At 41.3% G+C, this 19,169-nt stretch carries 20 protein-coding genes; 4 read left to right on the forward strand and 16 right to left on the reverse strand.

The genetic code is table 11. The features are described from left to right. Nucleotides 1-10 precede the first annotated feature (10 nt). The 8 genes from rpiB to CPRO_RS13205 form a co-directional block, all read right to left on the reverse strand. Nucleotides 11-439 (reverse strand): ribose 5-phosphate isomerase B, encoded by a 429-nt coding sequence (rpiB, locus tag CPRO_RS13165; RefSeq protein WP_066052786.1) that lies wholly within the window; start codon nucleotides 437-439, stop codon nucleotides 11-13. Between the two features lie 20 nt (nucleotides 440-459). Continuing rightward, nucleotides 460-1,515: an L-threonylcarbamoyladenylate synthase gene (locus CPRO_RS13170; protein WP_066052788.1), complete on the reverse strand. Its 1,056-nt coding sequence runs from the start codon at nucleotides 1,513-1,515 to the stop codon at nucleotides 460-462. A 2-nt stretch (nucleotides 1,516-1,517) separates the two neighbouring features. Then, the gene (locus CPRO_RS13175; RefSeq protein WP_066052792.1) at nucleotides 1,518-2,018 is read right to left on the reverse strand and encodes an SEC-C metal-binding domain-containing protein; all 501 of its coding nucleotides are present in this window, start codon (nucleotides 2,016-2,018) and stop codon (nucleotides 1,518-1,520) included. Nucleotides 2,019-2,432: 414 nt separating this feature from the next. Then, entirely contained in the window at nucleotides 2,433-2,858 is a 426-nt protein-coding gene (locus CPRO_RS13185; protein WP_066052798.1) for an adenine nucleotide alpha hydrolase family protein, read from the reverse strand. Nucleotides 2,859-2,956: 98 nt separating this feature from the next. Further along, a complete protein-coding gene (locus CPRO_RS13190; RefSeq protein ID WP_066052800.1) occupies nucleotides 2,957-4,561 on the reverse strand; it encodes a CTP synthase in 1,605 nt (534 codons plus the stop codon). Between the two features lie 183 nt (nucleotides 4,562-4,744). Then, entirely contained in the window at nucleotides 4,745-5,185 is a 441-nt protein-coding gene (locus CPRO_RS13195) for a hypothetical protein (RefSeq protein ID WP_066052803.1), read from the reverse strand. Nucleotides 5,186-5,209: 24 nt separating this feature from the next. Continuing rightward, nucleotides 5,210-5,989: a peptidylprolyl isomerase gene (locus tag CPRO_RS13200; RefSeq protein ID WP_066052806.1), complete on the reverse strand. Its 780-nt coding sequence runs from the start codon at nucleotides 5,987-5,989 to the stop codon at nucleotides 5,210-5,212. Between the two features lie 108 nt (nucleotides 5,990-6,097). Further along, nucleotides 6,098-7,156 carry an undecaprenyldiphospho-muramoylpentapeptide beta-N-acetylglucosaminyltransferase gene (locus tag CPRO_RS13205; RefSeq protein WP_066052809.1) on the reverse strand — a complete coding sequence of 353 codons (1,059 nt, stop codon included), beginning with the start codon at nucleotides 7,154-7,156 and terminating at the stop codon, nucleotides 6,098-6,100. A gap of 150 nt (nucleotides 7,157-7,306) precedes the next feature. Between CPRO_RS13205 and CPRO_RS15435 the strand changes: the two genes are divergently transcribed. From CPRO_RS15435 to CPRO_RS15085, 3 genes are all read left to right on the forward strand, one after another. Then, complete coding sequence (locus CPRO_RS15435; RefSeq protein WP_066052811.1) at nucleotides 7,307-8,206, forward strand: polyadenylate binding domain-containing protein; 900 nt, start codon at nucleotides 7,307-7,309, stop codon at nucleotides 8,204-8,206. A 61-nt stretch (nucleotides 8,207-8,267) separates the two neighbouring features. Further along, nucleotides 8,268-8,678: an HIT family protein gene (locus tag CPRO_RS13215; protein WP_066052814.1), complete on the forward strand. Its 411-nt coding sequence runs from the start codon at nucleotides 8,268-8,270 to the stop codon at nucleotides 8,676-8,678. 225 nt (nucleotides 8,679-8,903) lie between these two features. Further along, nucleotides 8,904-9,497 carry a lysoplasmalogenase family protein gene (locus tag CPRO_RS15085; RefSeq protein WP_072743484.1) on the forward strand — a complete coding sequence of 198 codons (594 nt, stop codon included), beginning with the start codon at nucleotides 8,904-8,906 and terminating at the stop codon, nucleotides 9,495-9,497. Here CPRO_RS15085 and CPRO_RS16090 read toward each other — a convergent pair. The 3 genes from CPRO_RS16090 to cls are packed head-to-tail and all read right to left on the reverse strand — an operon-like array spanning nucleotide 9,445 to nucleotide 11,683. Then, complete coding sequence (locus CPRO_RS16090; RefSeq protein ID WP_330383845.1) at nucleotides 9,445-9,849, reverse strand: hypothetical protein; 405 nt, start codon at nucleotides 9,847-9,849, stop codon at nucleotides 9,445-9,447. The two genes, CPRO_RS15085 and CPRO_RS16090, sit on opposite strands and share 53 nt — an antisense overlap. 32 nt (nucleotides 9,850-9,881) lie before the next feature. Continuing rightward, the gene (locus CPRO_RS16095; RefSeq protein WP_066052821.1) at nucleotides 9,882-10,193 is read right to left on the reverse strand and encodes an acyl-ACP thioesterase domain-containing protein; all 312 of its coding nucleotides are present in this window, start codon (nucleotides 10,191-10,193) and stop codon (nucleotides 9,882-9,884) included. Between the two features lie 17 nt (nucleotides 10,194-10,210). After that, nucleotides 10,211-11,683, reverse strand: a complete 1,473-nt coding sequence (gene cls, locus CPRO_RS13230; RefSeq protein WP_066052823.1) for a cardiolipin synthase — start codon at nucleotides 11,681-11,683, stop codon at nucleotides 10,211-10,213. Nucleotides 11,684-11,883: 200 nt separating this feature from the next. On the opposite strand from cls, the gene CPRO_RS13235 reads away from it, so the two are divergent. Then, nucleotides 11,884-12,240, forward strand: coding sequence for a hypothetical protein (locus CPRO_RS13235; protein ID WP_066052826.1), 357 nt, complete (start codon nucleotides 11,884-11,886; stop codon nucleotides 12,238-12,240). A gap of 398 nt (nucleotides 12,241-12,638) precedes the next feature. On the opposite strand, the gene CPRO_RS13240 is transcribed toward CPRO_RS13235, so the two are convergent. From CPRO_RS13240 to recD2, 5 genes are all read right to left on the reverse strand, one after another. Continuing rightward, complete coding sequence (locus CPRO_RS13240) at nucleotides 12,639-13,103, reverse strand: TspO/MBR family protein (RefSeq protein WP_236782354.1); 465 nt, start codon at nucleotides 13,101-13,103, stop codon at nucleotides 12,639-12,641. Nucleotides 13,104-13,240: 137 nt separating this feature from the next. Continuing rightward, on the reverse strand, nucleotides 13,241-14,263 hold the full coding sequence (gene add / locus CPRO_RS13245) for an adenosine deaminase (protein ID WP_066052832.1): 1,023 nt from the start codon (nucleotides 14,261-14,263) through the stop codon (nucleotides 13,241-13,243). 148 nt (nucleotides 14,264-14,411) lie between these two features. Continuing rightward, entirely contained in the window at nucleotides 14,412-15,899 is a 1,488-nt protein-coding gene (locus tag CPRO_RS13250) for a DUF1846 domain-containing protein (RefSeq protein WP_472837413.1), read from the reverse strand. A gap of 231 nt (nucleotides 15,900-16,130) precedes the next feature. Beyond that, the gene (locus CPRO_RS13255; protein ID WP_066052837.1) at nucleotides 16,131-16,838 is read right to left on the reverse strand and encodes a ComF family protein; all 708 of its coding nucleotides are present in this window, start codon (nucleotides 16,836-16,838) and stop codon (nucleotides 16,131-16,133) included. After that, nucleotides 16,835-19,087, reverse strand: a complete 2,253-nt coding sequence (gene recD2, locus CPRO_RS13260; protein ID WP_066052839.1) for an SF1B family DNA helicase RecD2 — start codon at nucleotides 19,085-19,087, stop codon at nucleotides 16,835-16,837. The genes CPRO_RS13255 and recD2 overlap by 4 nt, the downstream gene beginning before the upstream one ends. Between the last annotated feature and the right edge of the window lie 82 nt (nucleotides 19,088-19,169).

Raw genomic sequence — 19,169 nt, forward strand, 5'->3', positions numbered from 1 at the left:
AGTCTCTTCTTCAGTCTTCAATTTGTTTAATTCTTCTTATATGACGTTCATCATTGGAAAACGGCGTCTCCAAAAAAGCCTTCACAATTTCCAAAGCCAGTCCCGCACCGGTTACTCTAGCGCCCAAAGCAAGAATATTGGCATCATTATGCTCTCTTGTTGCTTTTGCGGAAAAAACATCACCACATAGGGCAGCGCGAATTCCTTTTACTTTGTTTGCAGCAATAGAAATACCAATCCCTGTTCCACAAATTAATATACCTTGTTCGCACTCGCCATCAGCAACTGCATGGGCTACCAGCTTGCCGAACTCAGGATAGTCCACGGATTCCTCAGAAAAGGTTCCGAAATTTTTATAAGGAATTTTGTTATCTTCCAAATATTTAATTACCTCTGCCATCAACGGAAAACCGCCATGGTCACAACCTAATGCTAACATCCTGCTCACTCCCTATTTTTTTATTCTGCGTCAATTCGGCTGTAGCCTGCCGCCTTATTCAAGCGGTTCATAATGGCCAAGCCTTCTCCCTCCTCAGGGAACACCTCGGAATAAACCGTATCAACTCCAAGAAAATCAAATTTTCGTAAAACCCTAAATAGGTTTGCACCAATCTCCTCGGGCTTCTCCCTCTTTCCAAGAGAGAGCACCGCATCAGCCTGATAGAAACTTTTTGTTTCTTCTGTGGCCATAACCCCTGTCTTTTTGCCCTGCTCACCATCAGCGGCACAAAGCTGGTTAATCTTGCAAATCACAGCCTTTGTATCCCCTTTTACTAAGGTTACCTTTGCAACAGGAGAATAATGTGTATATTTCATTCCTGGGGCTTTCGGCCGCAAATCATCCGAAGGCTTTGATAAAATAGCGGGGTCAATCAGAACCTGATCCACCACCGTTTCCATCATTTCCTTCGTAATGGCACCAGGGCGTAAAATAATAGGGATCTCTCCCGATACATCAACAATGGTAGACTCCAGACCCCATTCAGCCGCACCACCATCTACAATCATATCAATTTTACCGGATAAATCAAAGGCTACATGAGACGCCCTTGTGGGACTGGGTTTCCCTGATGAATTTGCACTTGGCCCAGCAATAGGCAAGCCTGATGCACGAATGATTGCCATGGCAACAGGGTGGGATGGGAAGCGTACTGCAACCGTATCCAAACCGCCTGTGGTGGTCAAAGGGACAATATCGGATTTCGGAAAAATCATGGTAAGAGGACCCGGCCAAAAAGCATCCATCAGCTTTTGCGCCTCCGGGGGAATTTCCCGTACAATGGGACGCAACTCACTGATTTGGGAAATATGCAAAATCAAGGGGTTGTCCGATGGACGCCCCTTGGCAAAATATATTTTTTTACAAGCCTCGCTATCCAGCCCATTTCCACCCAAGCCATAAACCGTTTCAGTAGGAAAGGCCACAAGTCCGCCTTCTCGCAAAACACGGGCGGCTTCCTCAACTAAGTCAGCTTCTGGGTTTTCTGTGCTGATTTTAATCAGTCTTGTTTCCATTTTTATTGGTTTGCCCCACAGCATTTTTTGTATTTTTTGCCGCTTCCGCAAGGGCAGGGATCGTTGCGTCCGATTTTCTCTCCTTTGATTACTGTACGGGAATTTTTCTGTTCCAACATCATTTTCTTACGTGCTTCACTATCAAAAATTCCATTCCACTGTGGCAGATTGTAAAGATGCTCTGCCTTATATTCAACCATTTTCTTGTAAAGCTTTTCAAAATCAATCTGCAAAGAAATCTGAGAAGCCTCTGTCAAATCTTCCATTTCATATTTTTCGGGCAGGGCTTCGTTAATGCCGTCCACAAAAGCCACAATTTCTTCTGTGCTCATATTGAAACGAGCCGCCAATTCTGCAACGGTACCTTCTAAGGATTTTACCTTTTCACCGATAATATATTCATAAATACGCTGTTCTTTTGGCAAATAACTATCCCAAACCGCATCCACACTTCTGCCCTCTTGAGAAAATGCCTTTTCCATCCAGCTTTCATATAAACTCATTTTTTTCTCTCTCCTTTAATTCTATATCTTTATCGAGAAATACGTTACAAAAATACAAACAACACTCTCTTTTTATCAACGAAAGAGAACTATTTTGTTACAGATTTCTCCACTCTTTGCAATGATAATATAATTCTTGTCTGATTGCAACAAAAAATCAAAATTACCTGAATAATCCGTAAAAAAGAGAGCCGATTTTTCGGCTCCCCCAAACTGTCAAAAACAATTTTATAAACGGTAGGGCTTGGGAAACGCAGCGTTTCCAAAGGATTCCCCATGACAAGCTTTGCCCATCCGAGGAAAATTCAAGTCCATTTAGTCGCCAGAGCACATTGATTTGCCCTAGGTTCACTTGAAAAAAACGTGAAGGAACTAAGCCTTTTCAAAGGATGTCGATTTCTCGGGTTCCCTTTTTTATACAATCATACGCTGAAGCTTTGTTTCTTCTCTTACCACCACGTGCAGCATAACTTCCTCCGGGATAATATCAATAATTCGATCCCACTCGCCTAGGGCTTTATCCTGCTTAGTTGTAGGGCCCTCACCTAAAATCACACGGGTAATTTTCTCTTTTTCTACAAATTGACCTACATATCCAGCTACATCGTTATCACACTGAACATGAATGCAGGCACCCAATCTACTGCCGTAATCTATCAGCTCTTGTAACCGCTTTAAAGTATCCAATCCATCAAAAACACTGTTTCCCTTTTGCACATGCAAAATATGTAACTCTCCATCGTTTGCCAGTGACATGGAAAAACCATAGTCAATCAATCGTAAGGCATTCTTTTGTGCGGTAACCAGTACCAATACCTTTTCTTTTTTTTCTGAATTCATTTCGGAACTCCTCCTTTATAATTAGAGTATTTCCCCCTTACATGTTTCATTCTAACAGAAAAATCTTAGAAAACGGCTATTTTTTGTTTAAGATTTTCTTACAATTCTATCTCTGTTTTCAAGGCTTCACTAACAAAATCTCGAAACAACGGATGGGGTCTGTTGGGTCTTGATTTAAACTCAGGATGGAACTGCACCCCAACAAACCAGCGGTTATTTTGGTTCTCCACCATTTCCACCAATCTCCCATCAGGAGAAAGACCTGTGATGGTAAGTCCTGCATTGGTCAACGCTTCCCGATAATTGTTATTAAATTCGAAGCGATGACGATGTCTTTCCCAAATAACTGCCTCACTATATGCCTTTCTGGCAAAGGAATTCTCCGCAATCTGGCATTCATAAGCACCCAAACGCATGGTACCGCCCAAATTTTTAATATCCTTTTGGTCAGGCATCCAGTGAATGACAGGGTATTCCGTCTTTTCATCTACCTCTGTGGAATCCGCCGTTTTCCATCCCAAAACATTTCTTGCAAACTCGATTACTGCGCACTGCATCCCCAAACAAATTCCGAAGAAAGGGATATCCTTTTCCCTTGCGTAACGTATCGCTTCCATCTTCCCAAGCAACCCTCTATTACCAAAGCCGCCGGGAACCAAAATTCCCTGAGAGGAGCCTAAAATCTCTTGGGCATTTTCTTTTGTCAATTCTTCAGAGTCTACCCAGTTGATTTTCACCTTTGCCTGATGGTAAATGCCGCCGTGGTGCAACGCCTCGGCAACAGAGAGATATGCATCATGCAATTCCACATACTTCCCAACCAAAGCGATGGTAACCTCTTGCTTTGGATTACGTTCTTTCTCCAGCATCTCCATCCAGTCACTAAGCTCCATGGGCCTTTCCTCCATACCAAGCTTGCGGCATACGATACTTCCTAAACCTTCATCTCGCAACATCAAAGGCAATTCATAAAGACTGTCAGCATCCAAGTTTTCAATGATACAATCCTCATCTACATTGCAAAATAGCGCCAGCTTGTCCTTCATATCCTGACTAATGGGACGCTCTGTACGACAAACAATAATATCAGGCTGAATTCCAATGGAAAGAAGTTCCTTAACGGAATGCTGTGTCGGTTTTGTTTTCATTTCCTTTCCCTTGGTTAAATAGGGAATCAAAGTCACGTGAATATAAAGACAGTTCTCCCGTCCCAATTCTCTGCCAACTTGTCGAATGGCCTCCAAAAAGGGTGTACTTTCCATGTCGCCAACAGTACCGCCAATTTCGGTAATCACCACATCAGCACCCTCCCCTGCGGCATAAACACGCCCCTTTATTTCATTGGTAATATGAGGAATCATCTGCACTGTTGCGCCTAAATATTCTCCCTTTCTTTCCTTTTGCAAAACTGACCAGTAAATTTTTCCTGTGGTTATGTTGTTTGTCACCTTTAAATTTTCATCAATAAATCTTTCATAATGACCCAAATCCAAATCCGTTTCTCCGCCATCCTCAGTAACAAAAACCTCACCATGCTGATATGGACTCATCGTTCCCGGATCAACGTTGATATATGGGTCAAATTTTTGAATTCTTACACGGTATCCCATAGACTTTAGAAGTCTTCCTAAGGATGCCGCAGTAATCCCTTTGCCTAACCCAGAAACCACACCGCCTGTTACAAACACATACTTCGTTTCCATTGTCTCTCTCCTTCTTTTGTATCATCCTAATCCCACGGAGCCTAAAACCCCTTTTCCATTTTATGAAAGACCAAGGTGGCTAAAATTACCTTTTCTTTTTTAATCCTTTTCAAATTCACCAATAAAAAGAGAGACTGCAAGCCCGGTTTTATCCCATCTTGCAGTCTCCATTGACTCCAACTCTTATTCTGTTACATTACCCGTATTTGAAGTCTTGTCAGCTTCCTCACTGGCTTCTATTTTCACCACAGGCAATCCGTTTTCATAGGAAAAAACCGCAGTTGTATTATCCTCCAAAACAATGCCTTGCCATACTTCCTCTGTTCCATTTAAAAATTTCATTTCTACCTGCCAGCCATCCTCAGGCTTGGGCAGCTCACCACTCAAAGACACAGGCATTTCATAATTTTGCTTCCATGCCTCTTCCTGAAGAAGATTCTCAGACCAATCATCCTTATCGTTGGGACGAATTCTCAAAATTCCCACATCCGCACCCGTTTGGTTAATAAAATCAATAGTAATGCTCTCACCTTCATCGGCAGAACTTTCCTTTTTCTCACTGCAAGCTGTCAAACCCAGAGCCATGGCAATCATCATTACTCCAAGCCACAATTTCTTTTTCATCTCTTCTTCTCCTTGCCACAGAACTCATTCACTCTGTGGTGCATATTTCGTAATTTCAACCTTTTCAATTTTAATATCTTTTAAGGGTTTGTCGTTTTCTGCATTTACTTCGGTGGCTGCAATTTTATCCACCACATCCATACCCTCAAATGCCTGACCAAATATAGTATAAGGCTTTCCGAAAATATATTCAAGCTCAACACTGCCGCCATGCTTGGTATAATAATCCAATACAGAATCAGGGAATAGTTCATTTAACGTATAGAACTTTTCGCCAATGGTAATGCCCAATTCCTCGTTGCTATCTCTTGTTTCTCGGATGGACTGAATCCCCTGCTCTGTTACCTTATCATTCTGCACAATAAAAAACTGACTCCCGTTGGTATTTGGGCCTTTGTTTGCCATAGCCAATGCACCACGATAAAAATGGAGATTGGGCGAAACTTCATCTTCAAAATCCTTGCCGAAACTGCTTTCTCCACCGGTGCCCGTTCCTGTAGGGTCACCACCTTGAATCATAAATCCATCAATGACACGATGGAAGATAATGCCGTCATAGTAACCGGACTTTGCCAAAGCCTTAAAATTTTCCACTGCCTTTGGTGCTTCATTGGGATAAAATTGCAGCTTTATCACCCCTTCTGAGGTAGTAACTACGGCAATTTCGTCGCCTTCTTTAGGCAGTTCTGATTGTAAAATTGTATCTGTTTTCTCCGAATTATTTCCGTTATCCGTCTTTGTGGAACAGCCTGCTGCAAAAAGCATCAACGAAGCCGCAACAAGCAATGCAGCATATTTTTTCATGGCGTATCCTCCTTAATAAATCTACCATTGCGATTTACACCACAAATCACATTTTAGCATTTTATATTTTTTCTTGACATGTGTCAATTTATTTTTCTTAATTATTTATTAAAACTTGCGAATTTGGGACAAAACACCCTTTGTTCCATCAGATAACCCGCTTTTTTCCATTTTTTCTATATATTTGTACCTATTTTCATACAAAGTATTAATATTCTCCATGAGTGATTCAGGTGTCATTTCCTCCTCAGGCAGAACTCTTGCAAAACCTTGTTTTGCAAAAGAAGCCGCATTCAAAATCTGATCCCCACGGCTGGCATTCTTTGAAAGAGGAATGAGCAAATGGGGTTTTTTCAATGCCAAAAACTCGCAAATGGAATTACTCCCTGCACGAGATACAATAACATCTGCCGCGGCAAATAAATCTGCCAGCCCTGCGGAAACATACTCAAACTGCTTATATCCCTTTTGTTTCAACAAATCTGTTTCTAAATTACCCTTTCCGCATAGATGGATAATATCAAACTTTTGCAAAAGCGCTGGAAGCTCCGCCCTAAGGCATTGATTCAGCTTCACTGCCCCCAAGGAACCCCCCATCATCAAAAGCACAGGCTTATTACCGTCAAAACCACATGTTTCAAGGCCCTTTTGCCGATTTCCGTCAAACAGTTCCTTGCGGATGGGTGAACCTGTATGCATACCCTTTTGCTTTGAAATATGTCCTAGGGTTTCGGGAAATGTTGTACAAATTACCTTTGCAAAGGGCATTGCAATTTTATTTGCCAATCCCGGGGTAATATCTGACTCATGGATAATTACAGGAACCCCATTTGCCTTTGCCGCTAAAACTACAGGCACCGCAACAAAGCCTCCTTTGGAAAATACCAAATCAGGCTTAATCTCTTTGATTCTCTTTTTTGCTTCTGCCACACCCTTTACCACACGAAACATATCACTGAAATTCTCTTTTGAGAGGTAGCGTCGAAGCTTCCCCGTAGGAATACTGTAATATGGTATTCCTTCCGCCTCAATCAAACTTCGCTCTATCCCTTTTTCCGATCCAATATAAATAACCTCCCAACCGTCTTCTTTTAAAAACGGAATCAGCGCCAAATTCGGCGTTACATGCCCTGCCGTGCCGCCACCGGTTAAAACAATCTTTTTCATGGTTTTCCCACCTCTAAATTTTACCTAATTTTATTTACTTATAGCTTATCAGAAATCCTCATTGGTATCCACACTTATTTTATGCTCTTTCAGTCAAGAAAACAAACTTTTTTGCATAAGATGATAGAAAAAAGAAAAGGAGCCTGACCAATGTATCCATATAACAGAAATACACGAAATAATAACCATTCCCTTGAAATAAAAGAACGAGGTACTGGGTCGCCTGGAACATCGGGAACACCCACTATGCAGGGCACTCCTACTATGAATGGCACCCCTACTATGGGGGGTACTCCTACTATGCAGGGCACACCCACTATGAATGGTACTCCTACTATGCAGGGTACTCCTACTATGCGAGGTACACCTACTATGGGAGGTACACCTACTATGCAGGGTACTCCTACTATGCGAGGTACGCCTACTATGGGAGGTACCCCTACTATGCAGGGTACTCCTACTATGCGTGGTACGCCTACTATGGGAGGTACACCTACTATGCAAGGTACTCCTACTATGCGAGGTACACCTACTATGTCTGGTACACCCACTATGCGGGGCACCCCTACTATATCTGGTAACAACGGTACAAATGGAATAAATGGGGTACTCACAGAAAATCAAAAGGCTGCCTTAGCTGAAGATCATCATTTGATGGAGATATTATACATGGCACAGCAGGATAGTGCCGATATGGCAGAGCGTTACGCGAATCTAATGACCGACCCAAATATGGCATCGTCAGCCAATGTTTTAAAAACAATGTATCTGGATGAATTAAAACATATCAATCAGTTAAAAGAAGCATATTATTTGATTACCGGCACTAGAGACACCAATGAGATAACCGGCACCACGCCAGACACCTTGGGCCAAGAACTGTTGGAGGATACTCTCCTTCTGGAAATTGATAACGGTGATTTTTACCGCTCTTTATTTTTATCCATGCCCAGCCAAGATTTAAGAGATATTTTCTTTGAAATCTCCGCAGATAAGATGAGTCACGGCAATGCCTTAAGCTATCTGTTTGCCAAATATTATGCTGGATAATGCTGTGCAAGTCCATCCTTTCGTGTTATACTGAAAAGAAAAACCGAAAGGATGGACTGCTATGAGCGACTGTATTTTTTGTAAAATCTTAAACGGAGATATTCCGTCTGCCACCATATATGAAGACGAGGAATTCAAAGCAATTTTGGATCGGTTTCCCGCAAACGAAGGCCATGTATTAATATTGCCCAAGGAACATTCTGCAAATATTTTTGAAATTGATCCTCAGTTAGCAGGTCGCCTTTTTACCCTTGCCACAAAAATCGCTAGGGAAATGAAACGTATTTTAGGTTTTGAGCATATGAATGTCATGCAGAATAATGGCACCGTTGCAGGCCAAACGGTATATCATTTTCATCTGCATTTGATTCCTCGCTATGAAAACGACAGCATTACCATTGCATATCAGCCAATGGATTTGACAGATGAGCAAATTTCTATCATGCGCAAAAAGCTGGAGCTGTCGCTGTAAATTTTTCATCTAATGAGTAACCTTTGTTGAATCAGTTGGCTGCATCATAGGTTACACAAAGGAGCATGCTTGCGAAATTAAAGAAATAGAACAACACAATAGGCAGGACTTATGGAACAATTCTCTTGATTTAATAAGAATCCTGCAAGCATTTCTGAACTCTAGGACATTCTTTTTTTGGAATGTCCTTTCTTTTTAGGGCAAGCTAAAAAAGAGGTGTTCACAATGGACAAAACAGATTACAGTGTATTGGTTGTTTTTCTTTTCCTATATGTGTTTATAACCTTTTGCGGACAGTGCCCCTATATTAATGCTGTACGTTTTTCTGTTATTTGCCTATGTCTGATTCCTGCTATGCGTTACGGCGTTCCTATGGCGGCAGCCTTTACCCTCCTCAGTGATGGTTTTCTACTGTTTTCCTCCTATGAAAAAATGGGGGTTTTTTTCTTCTGCCTTGTACAGCTTTTTTATATCTCTTTTTTTCTGGATAAACGCCCCTCTCCTTGGTGTTTTTTCTTCTGTCTACCCCTCATACTTCTTCCTTTACCTGTATTGGGGGGAGTTTATGCTCTTCTATTTTTATTGCATGCCTTTATCGCCTTTTCCCTCTGGAAACAAAAAAAGGCAAAGCCCTTCTTCGGGCTATACCTTTTGGGTCTTTTTCTGTTCATTTGTTGTGATATCTCCGTGGCAATCGGTTATTTTAGTGCGCCGAATCCCATTCTTATTTGGATATTCTATGCACCCTCACAAATTCTCTTGGCTTTTACTGCCAAAGCGTTGCCACCTCTGCCAAGACCGTTTGTTCTTTATCCTTGAGGAAAGTTAATATTTCCTTGCCATTCTCCGTGGTGTTGAAATACGTTTTCATTATGACTTGATCTCCCCGCAAACACTCCTTGCGGTAAACAATGCGAACATCCTTCAGTTGCATATTGTCATAAATTTCATCGGGAACGTCGTCCATGGCCCATTCTAAATATTTCACATTATTCGCATGACCGTTAGAATCTGTATCCCTTCTGGTAATTTCTAAGGAACGGCTAACAGCATCTTCCTCTTTCGCCTCCTTGGGCATGAGAAACTTCTCTCCCGGAATTGAAGATTCCTGTCCGGAATGGTATTTCTGAACCATTTCATCAGGAATATTTCCGGGTTTTCTCTTTTCCAAATCCATATAAATCCAACGAGAAATCCCCTTAATTATAATTTCTTTTTTTCATCTAAAACATGAAAGCATCTGATCGCCTGCATCCTGCGGCATTTTTCACACCAAGTTTGAACGGTAATCGTCTCTCCCAGCTTTGGCATTCTATCCACTTCCAGATGCCAGTTAATTACGGCCCAGCCTGTCTGTTTTTCCGTTAAATACTCCACAGAATACCCCAAGAAATCTGAATGATTGATGGCAGCCTCCTGCAAATCGGAAAACAGTGCGGCTGGCGTCATCAGCCTATTCACATCCACCTGAAAATAAGAAATTTTTCGGCTTTCCTCATGACCAACTTGTCTCATTTTTACTTCCTCCGTTCCTAAAGCATGGGCGAAACCAATCTTGCCACAGCTTCCTTTACCTTAAACCACCATTTTCTTCTGTCATACCACTCCTTTGTTATTTCAATGCAATTATCCAAATCTTTCAAAAAATCTGCTTCCAACGCTTTGGTCAGCTCCGTGTCAAACATAAAAGCATTTACTTCAAAATTCAGTGCAAAGCTGCGCACGTCCATATTTGCTGTACCAACAGAGGCAACCAACCCATCAATGCAAAGAGTTTTTGCATGGATAAACCCTTTTTCGTATTGATAACAACGTACCCCTGCCTCTAGTAGTTCCCCTAAATAGGACATGCTGGCCCAATAAACCAAAATATGATCGGGGTTTCCGGGAATCATAATGCGCACATCAATCCCTGAAAGAGCGGCAACTCGCAAAGAATCAAAAATGCCGTCATCTGGTACAAAATAAGGCGTCGTCAAATAAATATGATCCTCAGCCTCATTCATCATTTTAAAATAGCCGTTACGGATATTTTTCCATTGTGTATCAGGCCCGCTGGAAACAATCTGGGTCTCCACACCGTCATATTGCTCTCTTTCGGGAAAATACTTGTCCTCCAGAGGAACGGCTCCTTCTTTTGCAGTAAAATTCCAATCCATAATAAAGCGAATCTGCATCTGATCCACCGCATCCCCCTCAAAACGAAGGTGGGTGTCTCTCCATGGACCATAACGTTTCACAATGCCCAGATATTCATCTCCCACATTGAAACCACCAATATATCCAATCTCTCCATCAATGATGCAGAGCTTTCTATGATTGCGATAATTAATTCTTACAAAAAACGGCGGTAAAAAAGCAGCCGAATGCCCTCCCGCCTGATGCAATTGGTGAAAAAAATCCTTAGGTAGAGAAGAATTTCCCATTCCGTCATAAAGAAGGCGAACTTCAACCCCTTCCTTTGCCTTTTTTGTCAGCTCATCCAACAAACGTGCTCCAAGCTTGTCTCCCCGCCAAATATAATACTCTAAATGAATAAACTTTTTCGCTCTGCGAATATCCCTAACCAAGGCCTCAAATTTATCCTTACCCGTATTGAAAACAGCCACCTTGTTGTTGAAGGTCATCCAATTACCCGAATTCAAATGCAAATAAGCCAAATCTGTTAAGTACTCTGCCTCAACCAAACGCCCCCTGTTTTCAATGAGTGATTTTTGCCGCTGAATTTTTTCAATGGAATGGCGGTCATGGAATAAGTACTTATAATAGACCTTTTGATCATAAGCTTCTTTCTCATAAAACATCTTTTCTCGTTTACCGTTTTTTCCAAAAATTAAATAACTTAAAAATCCAATAATGGGAATAAAAAACAGCACCAGGAGCCACGCCCAAGTGCTAGCGGGATTTCTGCGTTCAAAAAAGACCACCAACCCTGCCAAAAATACGTTGATAAATAAGAGAACCACAATAAAATACGCTAATATTGTAAAAACCTGTGTATGCATGAAAGTCGCCCCCTTTGATACCCAAGCTCCCTGTAGTATACTATATTCTTCCAGACATATGCAAGACATGTTCCATTTAAAAAAAGTTAATTTTTCTTTTTTCCTACTTCCCTAAAAACAAAATCAATGTTAGAATAGAACAAGTATGAATTGCACATACGTGAACTTTTGTTTACGTAAAAATTAAGGAGGAACTTTTAGTGAATGCTTCAAATGTGAATTTTTCAGATGTATTGATCATTATTATTGTGGTATTAGCCATTATCTTAGCCCTTCTGTACTATTTCAATAAGGTTAGTATGCGTAAAATGGTGCAGGCACAGGACTTTATAGACAATAACCGTACAACTGTACAAATTTTTATCATAGATAAAAAACAGGAAAAGCCTTCTCCTTCTAATTTACCGAAAGCCGTTTACGAGCAAATGCCTAAAACCTCTAAAATGCGTAAAGCCAATCTGGTTAGAGCAAAAGTTGGCCCCCAGATTGTGACCCTGATTTGTGATAAACCCGTTTACAATGTTCTTCCTGTGAAAAAAATGTCAAGGTTGACTTAGCGGGAATCTATATCATAGGCATTACAGGCATGAAGCTTGAGGATAAAAAGAAAAAGACGCTTACAGAGAAAATGACGCTCAACCTGAATAATAAAGTATCTAAAAAGTAATATTGTATTCTAAAACCTCCTTGCCAAAGCAAAGAGGTTTTTGTTTTTTGTTTTTGTCACCCTTCCACCATTTAAATATCCCCAAAAACCCTTTCTTTGAAACCGTTAAAATTCCATATAATAAAAAGCTTTACCTTTAAACACAGATTTTTAAAATTCATTGAAACTTTTTTCTAACAAAGAACCGATGCATGGAGCAAAACTCCATTATGCATCGGTTCTTTGTTATCTTATCAGTTCAAAAAATTAACAGGTCTATGTATGGTTGTTCCAACCACCTTGAAATTTTCAGCGGTTGAGCCACCATACACCCAAATTTAAATATCCAGCAAAACAAAGCCATAAAATATAGGGAATTTGCAGTTTCGCCGCTAATGGAGAAACCTTGCTAAAAGCTTTTGTCATTGCCAAAACCAAAAGCAGAAGTATGATCAGCCAAACAAATGCAAACAAACGCCATTCAAACGTAAAGAAAAAGAAGCTCCAGCAGAAGTTAAAGGCAAGCTGGATGAAAAACAGCGTCAGGGCTTCCTTTTTCCCTTCTTTATCGGAACAGCATACTATTGCCGCACCAATCCCCATCAAAAGGTATAGCACCGTCCATGCCACAGGAAAAAGCCATGCCGGAGGGGCAAGGGGTGGTTGATTTAACACCTGATATTGGCTCATAGCCTCCATGTTTAAATACCCCGATAATCCGCCCACTATCAACGGCAATAGTACTAAAAACAAACAACGTAATTTTTTTTGCACATGATCCATCTCCTTTGCTAAAAAGATACCGATTCATTCTAATTATATTGCTCGGTTCTATTTTCCATACTAAAAAACCATACAATGTGATGGTAATTTTTAGAAATCGAAATGGACTTTGGGCTATCATTTCTATTTTATTTTTTTTTGCAGGCTAAAATTCTTTCTTTCAAATCTGCTTTCTCAGCCTCCTCTAAAAAAGCGGCTTCCGCAGAGTAGATGAGCATTTGTATCAAATCATCCTCAGTAAAGCCCATATCATGGATACAATGGTCATATTCCTTGTCTAAAGTTAAACCGAACAATGTCATATTGTCTGTGTTAATGGTAACCCGCATGCCCAAATCATACATTTTCTTTACATAGTGATCTCCATAACTCATGGTGCTTTGACAACAAACATTACTGGTGGGACAAATCTCAAAGGTAGCGCCTTCTCGAATAGCTCTTTGGCATAGGGCCGGATCTTCATAAACATGATGCCCATGACCCAGTCTCTTTGCACCAAAATTCAAGGCATCCTCAACAGTTTCAGGGCCTTGACTATCTCCAGCATGGCAAGTAAAGGGAAGTTCTAGCTCTCTTGCTAAATCAAATATCGGCGCAAAATTGGAAAGGGGCACAATTCCCTCGGCGCCTGCTAAATCAAGGGCCACCACACCTTTGCCCAAATACTCCTTTGTCAGGCGAACGGTCTCCAAATTCTCCGTCATATTTACAGTTTCCGGCCCAATACTCATGGCACACAAAATGATACCAATTCCAATTTCAGGATGCTCTCTAAGCCCAACTTCTTTTCCTTCTAACACTGCATCAATGGCATCCCTCTGGGTCAACCCCTTTTGGGTGTGCAACTGAGGTGCAAAACGAATTTCTGCATAGGCAACATCCTCTTTTTCTAACCATGCGATTAATTCTCGAGTGACTCTGGTTAAAGAGGTCTTGTCCTGCAAAATTTTCACAGGTATTTCAAATCGTTCTAAGCACTCGTTCACATCCTTGCAATCCTCAGGCACCATAATCAAAGGAACAAAACTCTCATAATCTTTGGCCGGTACCTCTATCCCCTGTTCCTGAACCAATTCCCATGCAGTTTCGGGCAAAATGGAACCATCCAAATGTAAATGCAAATCAATTTTCGGCAAATTGTATTTTCCCATATAAAAAACCTCCTTTTCGTTCTGTTACAATTAGTATATCATAACCGAAATTTTACCTTTTTGTCAAAAATTATCCCCTTTTGAAAACGGCTTTTTGCCTAACAAAAGGGGATGTTATTTCTTATAAAAAAGATTGCTTCTTCGATTCTTATTTCTTTCCGTGGAACAGTTTTTTCGTCTGATACTTGGGCTCACAGGTCAAATTTACACCCAGCTTGTGGAACATACTCTCATCCACATTTGATAAAATAACAGAAGAATGTACCTCTGCGCATTTCAATTTTTCTAACTGCTGTAACGCCAAGCTGGCTTTTTCTTCCGTTGATGCACTGATACACAGAGCAATCAGCACCTCATCAGTATGCAAACGAGGGTTATGGTTACCAAGATTGTTTACCTTGAGCTTCTGTATCGGTTCAATAACGGTAGGAGAAATAATCTTCTCTTCCTTCGGTATTCCAGCCAACTGTTTCAAGGCATTCAGTAGCATTGCAGAAGATGCACCCAATAAGGGTGTGGTTTTTCCTGTCACAATGGCGCCATCTGGCAATTCAATTGCCGCACAGGGTGCCTGGGTTTCTTCCGCCCGCTTCAATGCAGCCGCAACCACAGGGCGGTCAGCTACAGATACACCTACCTGCTTCATTAACAATTCCAGTCTAAAAATAACATCCTCTTCGATATTACCCTTTCTGTGATCGCAAAGAGCATTGTAATATCTACGAATAATCTCATTGCGAGAAGCCGCCTGCACTGCTTCATCATCAATGATACAATTACCAACCATATTTACACCCATATCCGTGGGGGATTTATAGGGAGACATTCCAAAAATTTGTTCAAACATAGCATTTAAAACAGGGAAAACCTCTACGTCTCTGTTATAGTTGATGGTGGTTTGTCCATAAGCCTCCAGATGGAAAGGGTCAATCATATTCACGTCGTTCAAATCTGCTGTAGCCGCTTCATAAGCCACATTTACAGGATGGCGCAAAGGCACATTCCATATTGGGAAGGTTTCAAACTTTGCATAACCCGCCTTTATCCCTCTTTTATGCTCATGATACAATTGAGATAGACAAGTTGCCATTTTTCCACTGCCGGGGCCCGGAGCAGTAATGACTACCAAAGACCTTTCCGTTTCAATATAATCATTTTTTCCATATCCCTCATCACTTACAATCAGTGGAATATTTGCAGGGTAGCCCGCAATGGGATAATGCTTATAAACCTTAAGACCCAAGGCTTCCAGTTTCTTTTCATAAGCCATTGCTGCCGCTTGTCCATTAAACTGTGCCAAAACAACACTGCCAACATATAAACCGTAACCACGGAAGGCATCAATCAGGCGCAATACATCCATATCATAGGTAATTCCCAGATCACCACGAATTTTATTCTTTTCAATATCTCCTGCGTTGATGACAATAACAATCTCCGCATCATCCTTCAACTGCAACAGCATATTTACCTTGCTGTCCGGCTTAAAACCAGGAAGTACACGGGAAGCATGATAATCATCAAACAGCTTTCCGCCAAACTCTAGGTACAGCTTTCCGCCAAACTGACCAATCCGTTCTTTAATTCTTTCAGACTGCATTTTTAAATATTTTTCATTGTCAAAACCTATCTGCACCATTGCATGATCCCCCGTATTTCTCGTCCATTTTTTTCACTACGGTATTCAATTATACTATTTTTTTCACTACAATACAAATATAAATTAGAATTCGGCAAAATATTTCAACCCAAAAAATTTAACACAACTAGAAAGGGAATGGGTTTACTCCACCTTTTCCAAAAAAGTACTCGTCTGGCTTTATTATGTACAGTCCCAGAAAAATCACACACCAAAATTTCAAGTCTTTTACTCTGTCACAGAAAGACAAAAAACCTCTACTTTTTTCGCCCCTTCCCGATATAAGGCACGACTGCATTCATTCAGTGTTGCTCCCGTTGTCAGGATATCATCAACCAAAAGGACACATTTATCTGAACAATGTTGCGCAATAAAAACATTTTTGATATTTTTATGCCTTTCCTTTGCAGACAACTTGCTTTGAGGAATGGTCTCCTTTGTTCTGGTGAGAATGTCTTTTTCATAAGGAATTCCTGTATAAAGACTGATGCTTTGACAAAGAATTTCTGCTTGATTAAATCCTCGTTCTTTCTGTTTATGGGCATGTAAGGGAACCCCTGTTAGAAAATCGATTTCCTCTATCCAATCCCCATGGTAGGAGAGCAAAAAATCTGCCATCAAACGACCAAATACCTTTCCATCCTCCCTAGACCCATCAAATTTAAACCGAGCTATTCCATCTCGCAATACTTCGTAATCAAAAGCGGAAATGCCTCGTTCAAATACAGGTCTGTTCTCCAAACAAGAATGGCAAATGTCTCCCCATTCCAGCTCTCTGCCGCAAAATCCACATCGGTTCCCCGTCAAATAAGGAGTACTTTCAGCACAAGACTTGCAAAGGCCATCCTTCCAGTCTTCCATTGGCAACAACTGGCCACACAAAACACAATAAGGAGGATACAGCACATTCAAAAAACCTTGTATGAAGTCTTTCACGGCTGTACCTCCAGTTCATTCATAAAATCGTATAAATTCCGTATGCGCTCTGCCAATGCCGTATAACGTCCAACCTCCCTATTGTTTGCAATCATGCTGTTTACCGTTTCTCGAAGACCCACAAGGACTACCAGCTCTTTGGCTCGGGTCACCGCAGTATAAAGCAAATTTCTGGTCATTAGCATAGGCGGGCCGCTGTAAACGGGCAAGATTACCACAGGGTATTCACTACCCTGAGATTTGTGAATGGTGATGGCATAGGCAAGCTCCAGCTCCTCTAACTGGGTAAAGTCATAATCAACCACCTTTCCATCATCAAAGGAAACCCGAACCATTTCATTCTCCTCGTCAATCTTTAAAATACGTCCGGCATCCCCATTATAAACTCCCAGACCTTCATCTGTCCGTTTGCCTTGACAGCTGAAGCAGCGCCAAACGATGTTATAATTGTTTTTAATCTGCATCACCTTATCTCCCTCGCGGAAGGTGGTTTGACGAAACTCCTTTTCTTTTTTATTAGGGGAGGGTGGGTTCAGGGTCTGCTGTAATACCTGATTTAGACTTTGTACCCCAAGCATTCCCTTGCGCATAGGCGTCAGCACCTGCATATCCGCCAATCCATCATGTCCAGTATATTTGGGCAAACGACTTTTCACCAGCTCCTGAACTGTAGATAAAACCTCCTGTCCATAAGCACGACGCATGAAAAAGAAATCAGTGCCACCTTCGTTCAAAACAGGCTCTTCCCCCTGATTGATACGATGGGCATTCATGATTATTGCACTCTCCTGGGCTTGACGGAATACATGCTGCAGGCGAACCACCCGCAAACGCTCACTGCGAATCATATCCTTTAATACATTCCCTGCCCCAACAGAGGGAAGCTGATCCATATCCCCTACAAAAATCACAGATGTACCGTTTTCTATGGCTCGAAGAAGTGCATGCATCAAATGCAAATCCACCATAGAGGTTTCATCAATAATCAACACGTCGGCTTCAATAGGATCATCCTCATTTTTATCAAAAACCTGCCTACGATTGTCATCGCTGACAAAGGTTGTGCCTAACAGCCTATGAATGGTTTTTGCCTCAACCCCTGTTGCATCAGTCATTCGTTTTGCGGCACGGCCTGTGGGTGCGGCAAGAACCACTTCCTTCTCTTCCTTTTCCAATAAACGTAGAATGGTGTTTATGGTAGTGGTCTTTCCTGTACCGGGGCCACCTGTAATAATCAAAACACCGCCGCTCATAGCCTCCCGCACAGCCTGCCGTTGCTCCGGTGCCAACTGCACACCCGTCTCTTTTTCCATTTGGCTAATTTGTCTCTCAAGGATTTCAGGGTCTGTTTCCTCACAATCCATGGATAGTTCAATAAAACGCTTTGCCACTGCCATTTCAGCATAATAATAAAAATTGAGGTAAACAACGTCCAATCCTGCCAAATTTTCCTGCCAGATTTGACTTTCCACCTGCAATTCCCTGATGGCATTTTCAACGGCTAGAGGATGTAATTCCAAAAGTTCTACAGACTCTGCAATCAGCTTATCCTTTGGCAAAAAGCAATCTCCGTTTGAAGCTGCCTGATTTAGAACATATTTCACCGCCGCCTTAATTCGGTTAGGGTTATCCTCAGCGATTCCTGCATTTGCCGCCATTTTATCCGCCATTTTAAAGCCGATTCCAAAAATATCATCTGCCAAGCGATAGGGATTTGTTTTCACGATATCAAAGGTTCTGCCTTTGTACCGTTTGTAAATCCGCATGGTATAGGCTGGAGAAACCTCAAAGCCTTGTAAAAACATCATAACCTTTCGCAATTCATGCTGTTCTCTGAATATTTCCGAAATCCGCTGTGCCTTTTCATGGGTAATTCCCTTTATTTCTGTAAGTAAATCTGGTTTTTCCTCAATTACATAAAAAGCGGCGTCACCAAAACGCTCCACAATTTTTCTTGATGTTTTTGGCCCCAGCCCTTTAATTAAGCCCGAGGACAAATATTTCTCCATACCATTTTGAGAGGTGGGCATGAATTTTTCATAAAACTGAACCTGCAATTGCTTTCCATAAACAGGATGATTAATCCAGCTACCTCTGACTGAAAGGCTTTCTCCCGAATGAATCAGCGGAACCACGCCAACACAGGTGATTTCTTCCTCCTGTATCTCCATCGTAAAAACCGTATATCCGTTTTCCTTATTTTGAAAAATAATGTCTCCAACCTCACCCTTTAAAAGAATATCCTCCATACGCACCCCTCCTTTCTGTGAAATGAAGTTTAAATTTCAGAATTCTATCCCAACCTTGCAAGTATTTTGCTCTGCAAAAGCT

Source organism: Anaerotignum propionicum DSM 1682, assembly GCF_001561955.1.
GTDB lineage: Bacteria > Bacillota > Clostridia > Lachnospirales > Anaerotignaceae > Chakrabartyella > Chakrabartyella propionicum.

Excerpts from the sequence above, each read along its gene's own strand:
- add (WP_066052832.1), bottom strand. The coding sequence starts at position 14,263 with ATGGGAAAATACAATTTGCCGAAAATTGATTTGCATTTACATTTGGAT.
- cls (WP_066052823.1), bottom strand. The coding sequence starts at position 11,683 with ATGCATACACAGGTTTTTACAATATTAGCGTATTTTATTGTGGTTCTC.
- CPRO_RS13200 (WP_066052806.1), bottom strand. The coding sequence starts at position 5,989 with ATGAAAAAATATGCTGCATTGCTTGTTGCGGCTTCGTTGATGCTTTTT.
- CPRO_RS13195 (WP_066052803.1), bottom strand. The coding sequence starts at position 5,185 with ATGAAAAAGAAATTGTGGCTTGGAGTAATGATGATTGCCATGGCTCTG.
- CPRO_RS13175 (WP_066052792.1), bottom strand. The coding sequence starts at position 2,018 with ATGAGTTTATATGAAAGCTGGATGGAAAAGGCATTTTCTCAAGAGGGC.
- CPRO_RS13170 (WP_066052788.1), bottom strand. The coding sequence starts at position 1,515 with ATGGAAACAAGACTGATTAAAATCAGCACAGAAAACCCAGAAGCTGAC.
- CPRO_RS13215 (WP_066052814.1), top strand. The coding sequence starts at position 8,268 with ATGAGCGACTGTATTTTTTGTAAAATCTTAAACGGAGATATTCCGTCT.
- CPRO_RS13185 (WP_066052798.1), bottom strand. The coding sequence starts at position 2,858 with ATGAATTCAGAAAAAAAAGAAAAGGTATTGGTACTGGTTACCGCACAA.
- rpiB (WP_066052786.1), bottom strand. The coding sequence starts at position 439 with ATGTTAGCATTAGGTTGTGACCATGGCGGTTTTCCGTTGATGGCAGAG.
- CPRO_RS15435 (WP_066052811.1), top strand. The coding sequence starts at position 7,307 with ATGTATCCATATAACAGAAATACACGAAATAATAACCATTCCCTTGAA.
- CPRO_RS16095 (WP_066052821.1), bottom strand. The coding sequence starts at position 10,193 with ATGAGACAAGTTGGTCATGAGGAAAGCCGAAAAATTTCTTATTTTCAG.
- CPRO_RS15085 (WP_072743484.1), top strand. The coding sequence starts at position 8,904 with ATGGACAAAACAGATTACAGTGTATTGGTTGTTTTTCTTTTCCTATAT.
- CPRO_RS13190 (WP_066052800.1), bottom strand. The coding sequence starts at position 4,561 with ATGGAAACGAAGTATGTGTTTGTAACAGGCGGTGTGGTTTCTGGGTTA.
- recD2 (WP_066052839.1), bottom strand. The coding sequence starts at position 19,087 with ATGGAGGATATTCTTTTAAAGGGTGAGGTTGGAGACATTATTTTTCAA.
- CPRO_RS13205 (WP_066052809.1), bottom strand. The coding sequence starts at position 7,156 with ATGAAAAAGATTGTTTTAACCGGTGGCGGCACGGCAGGGCATGTAACG.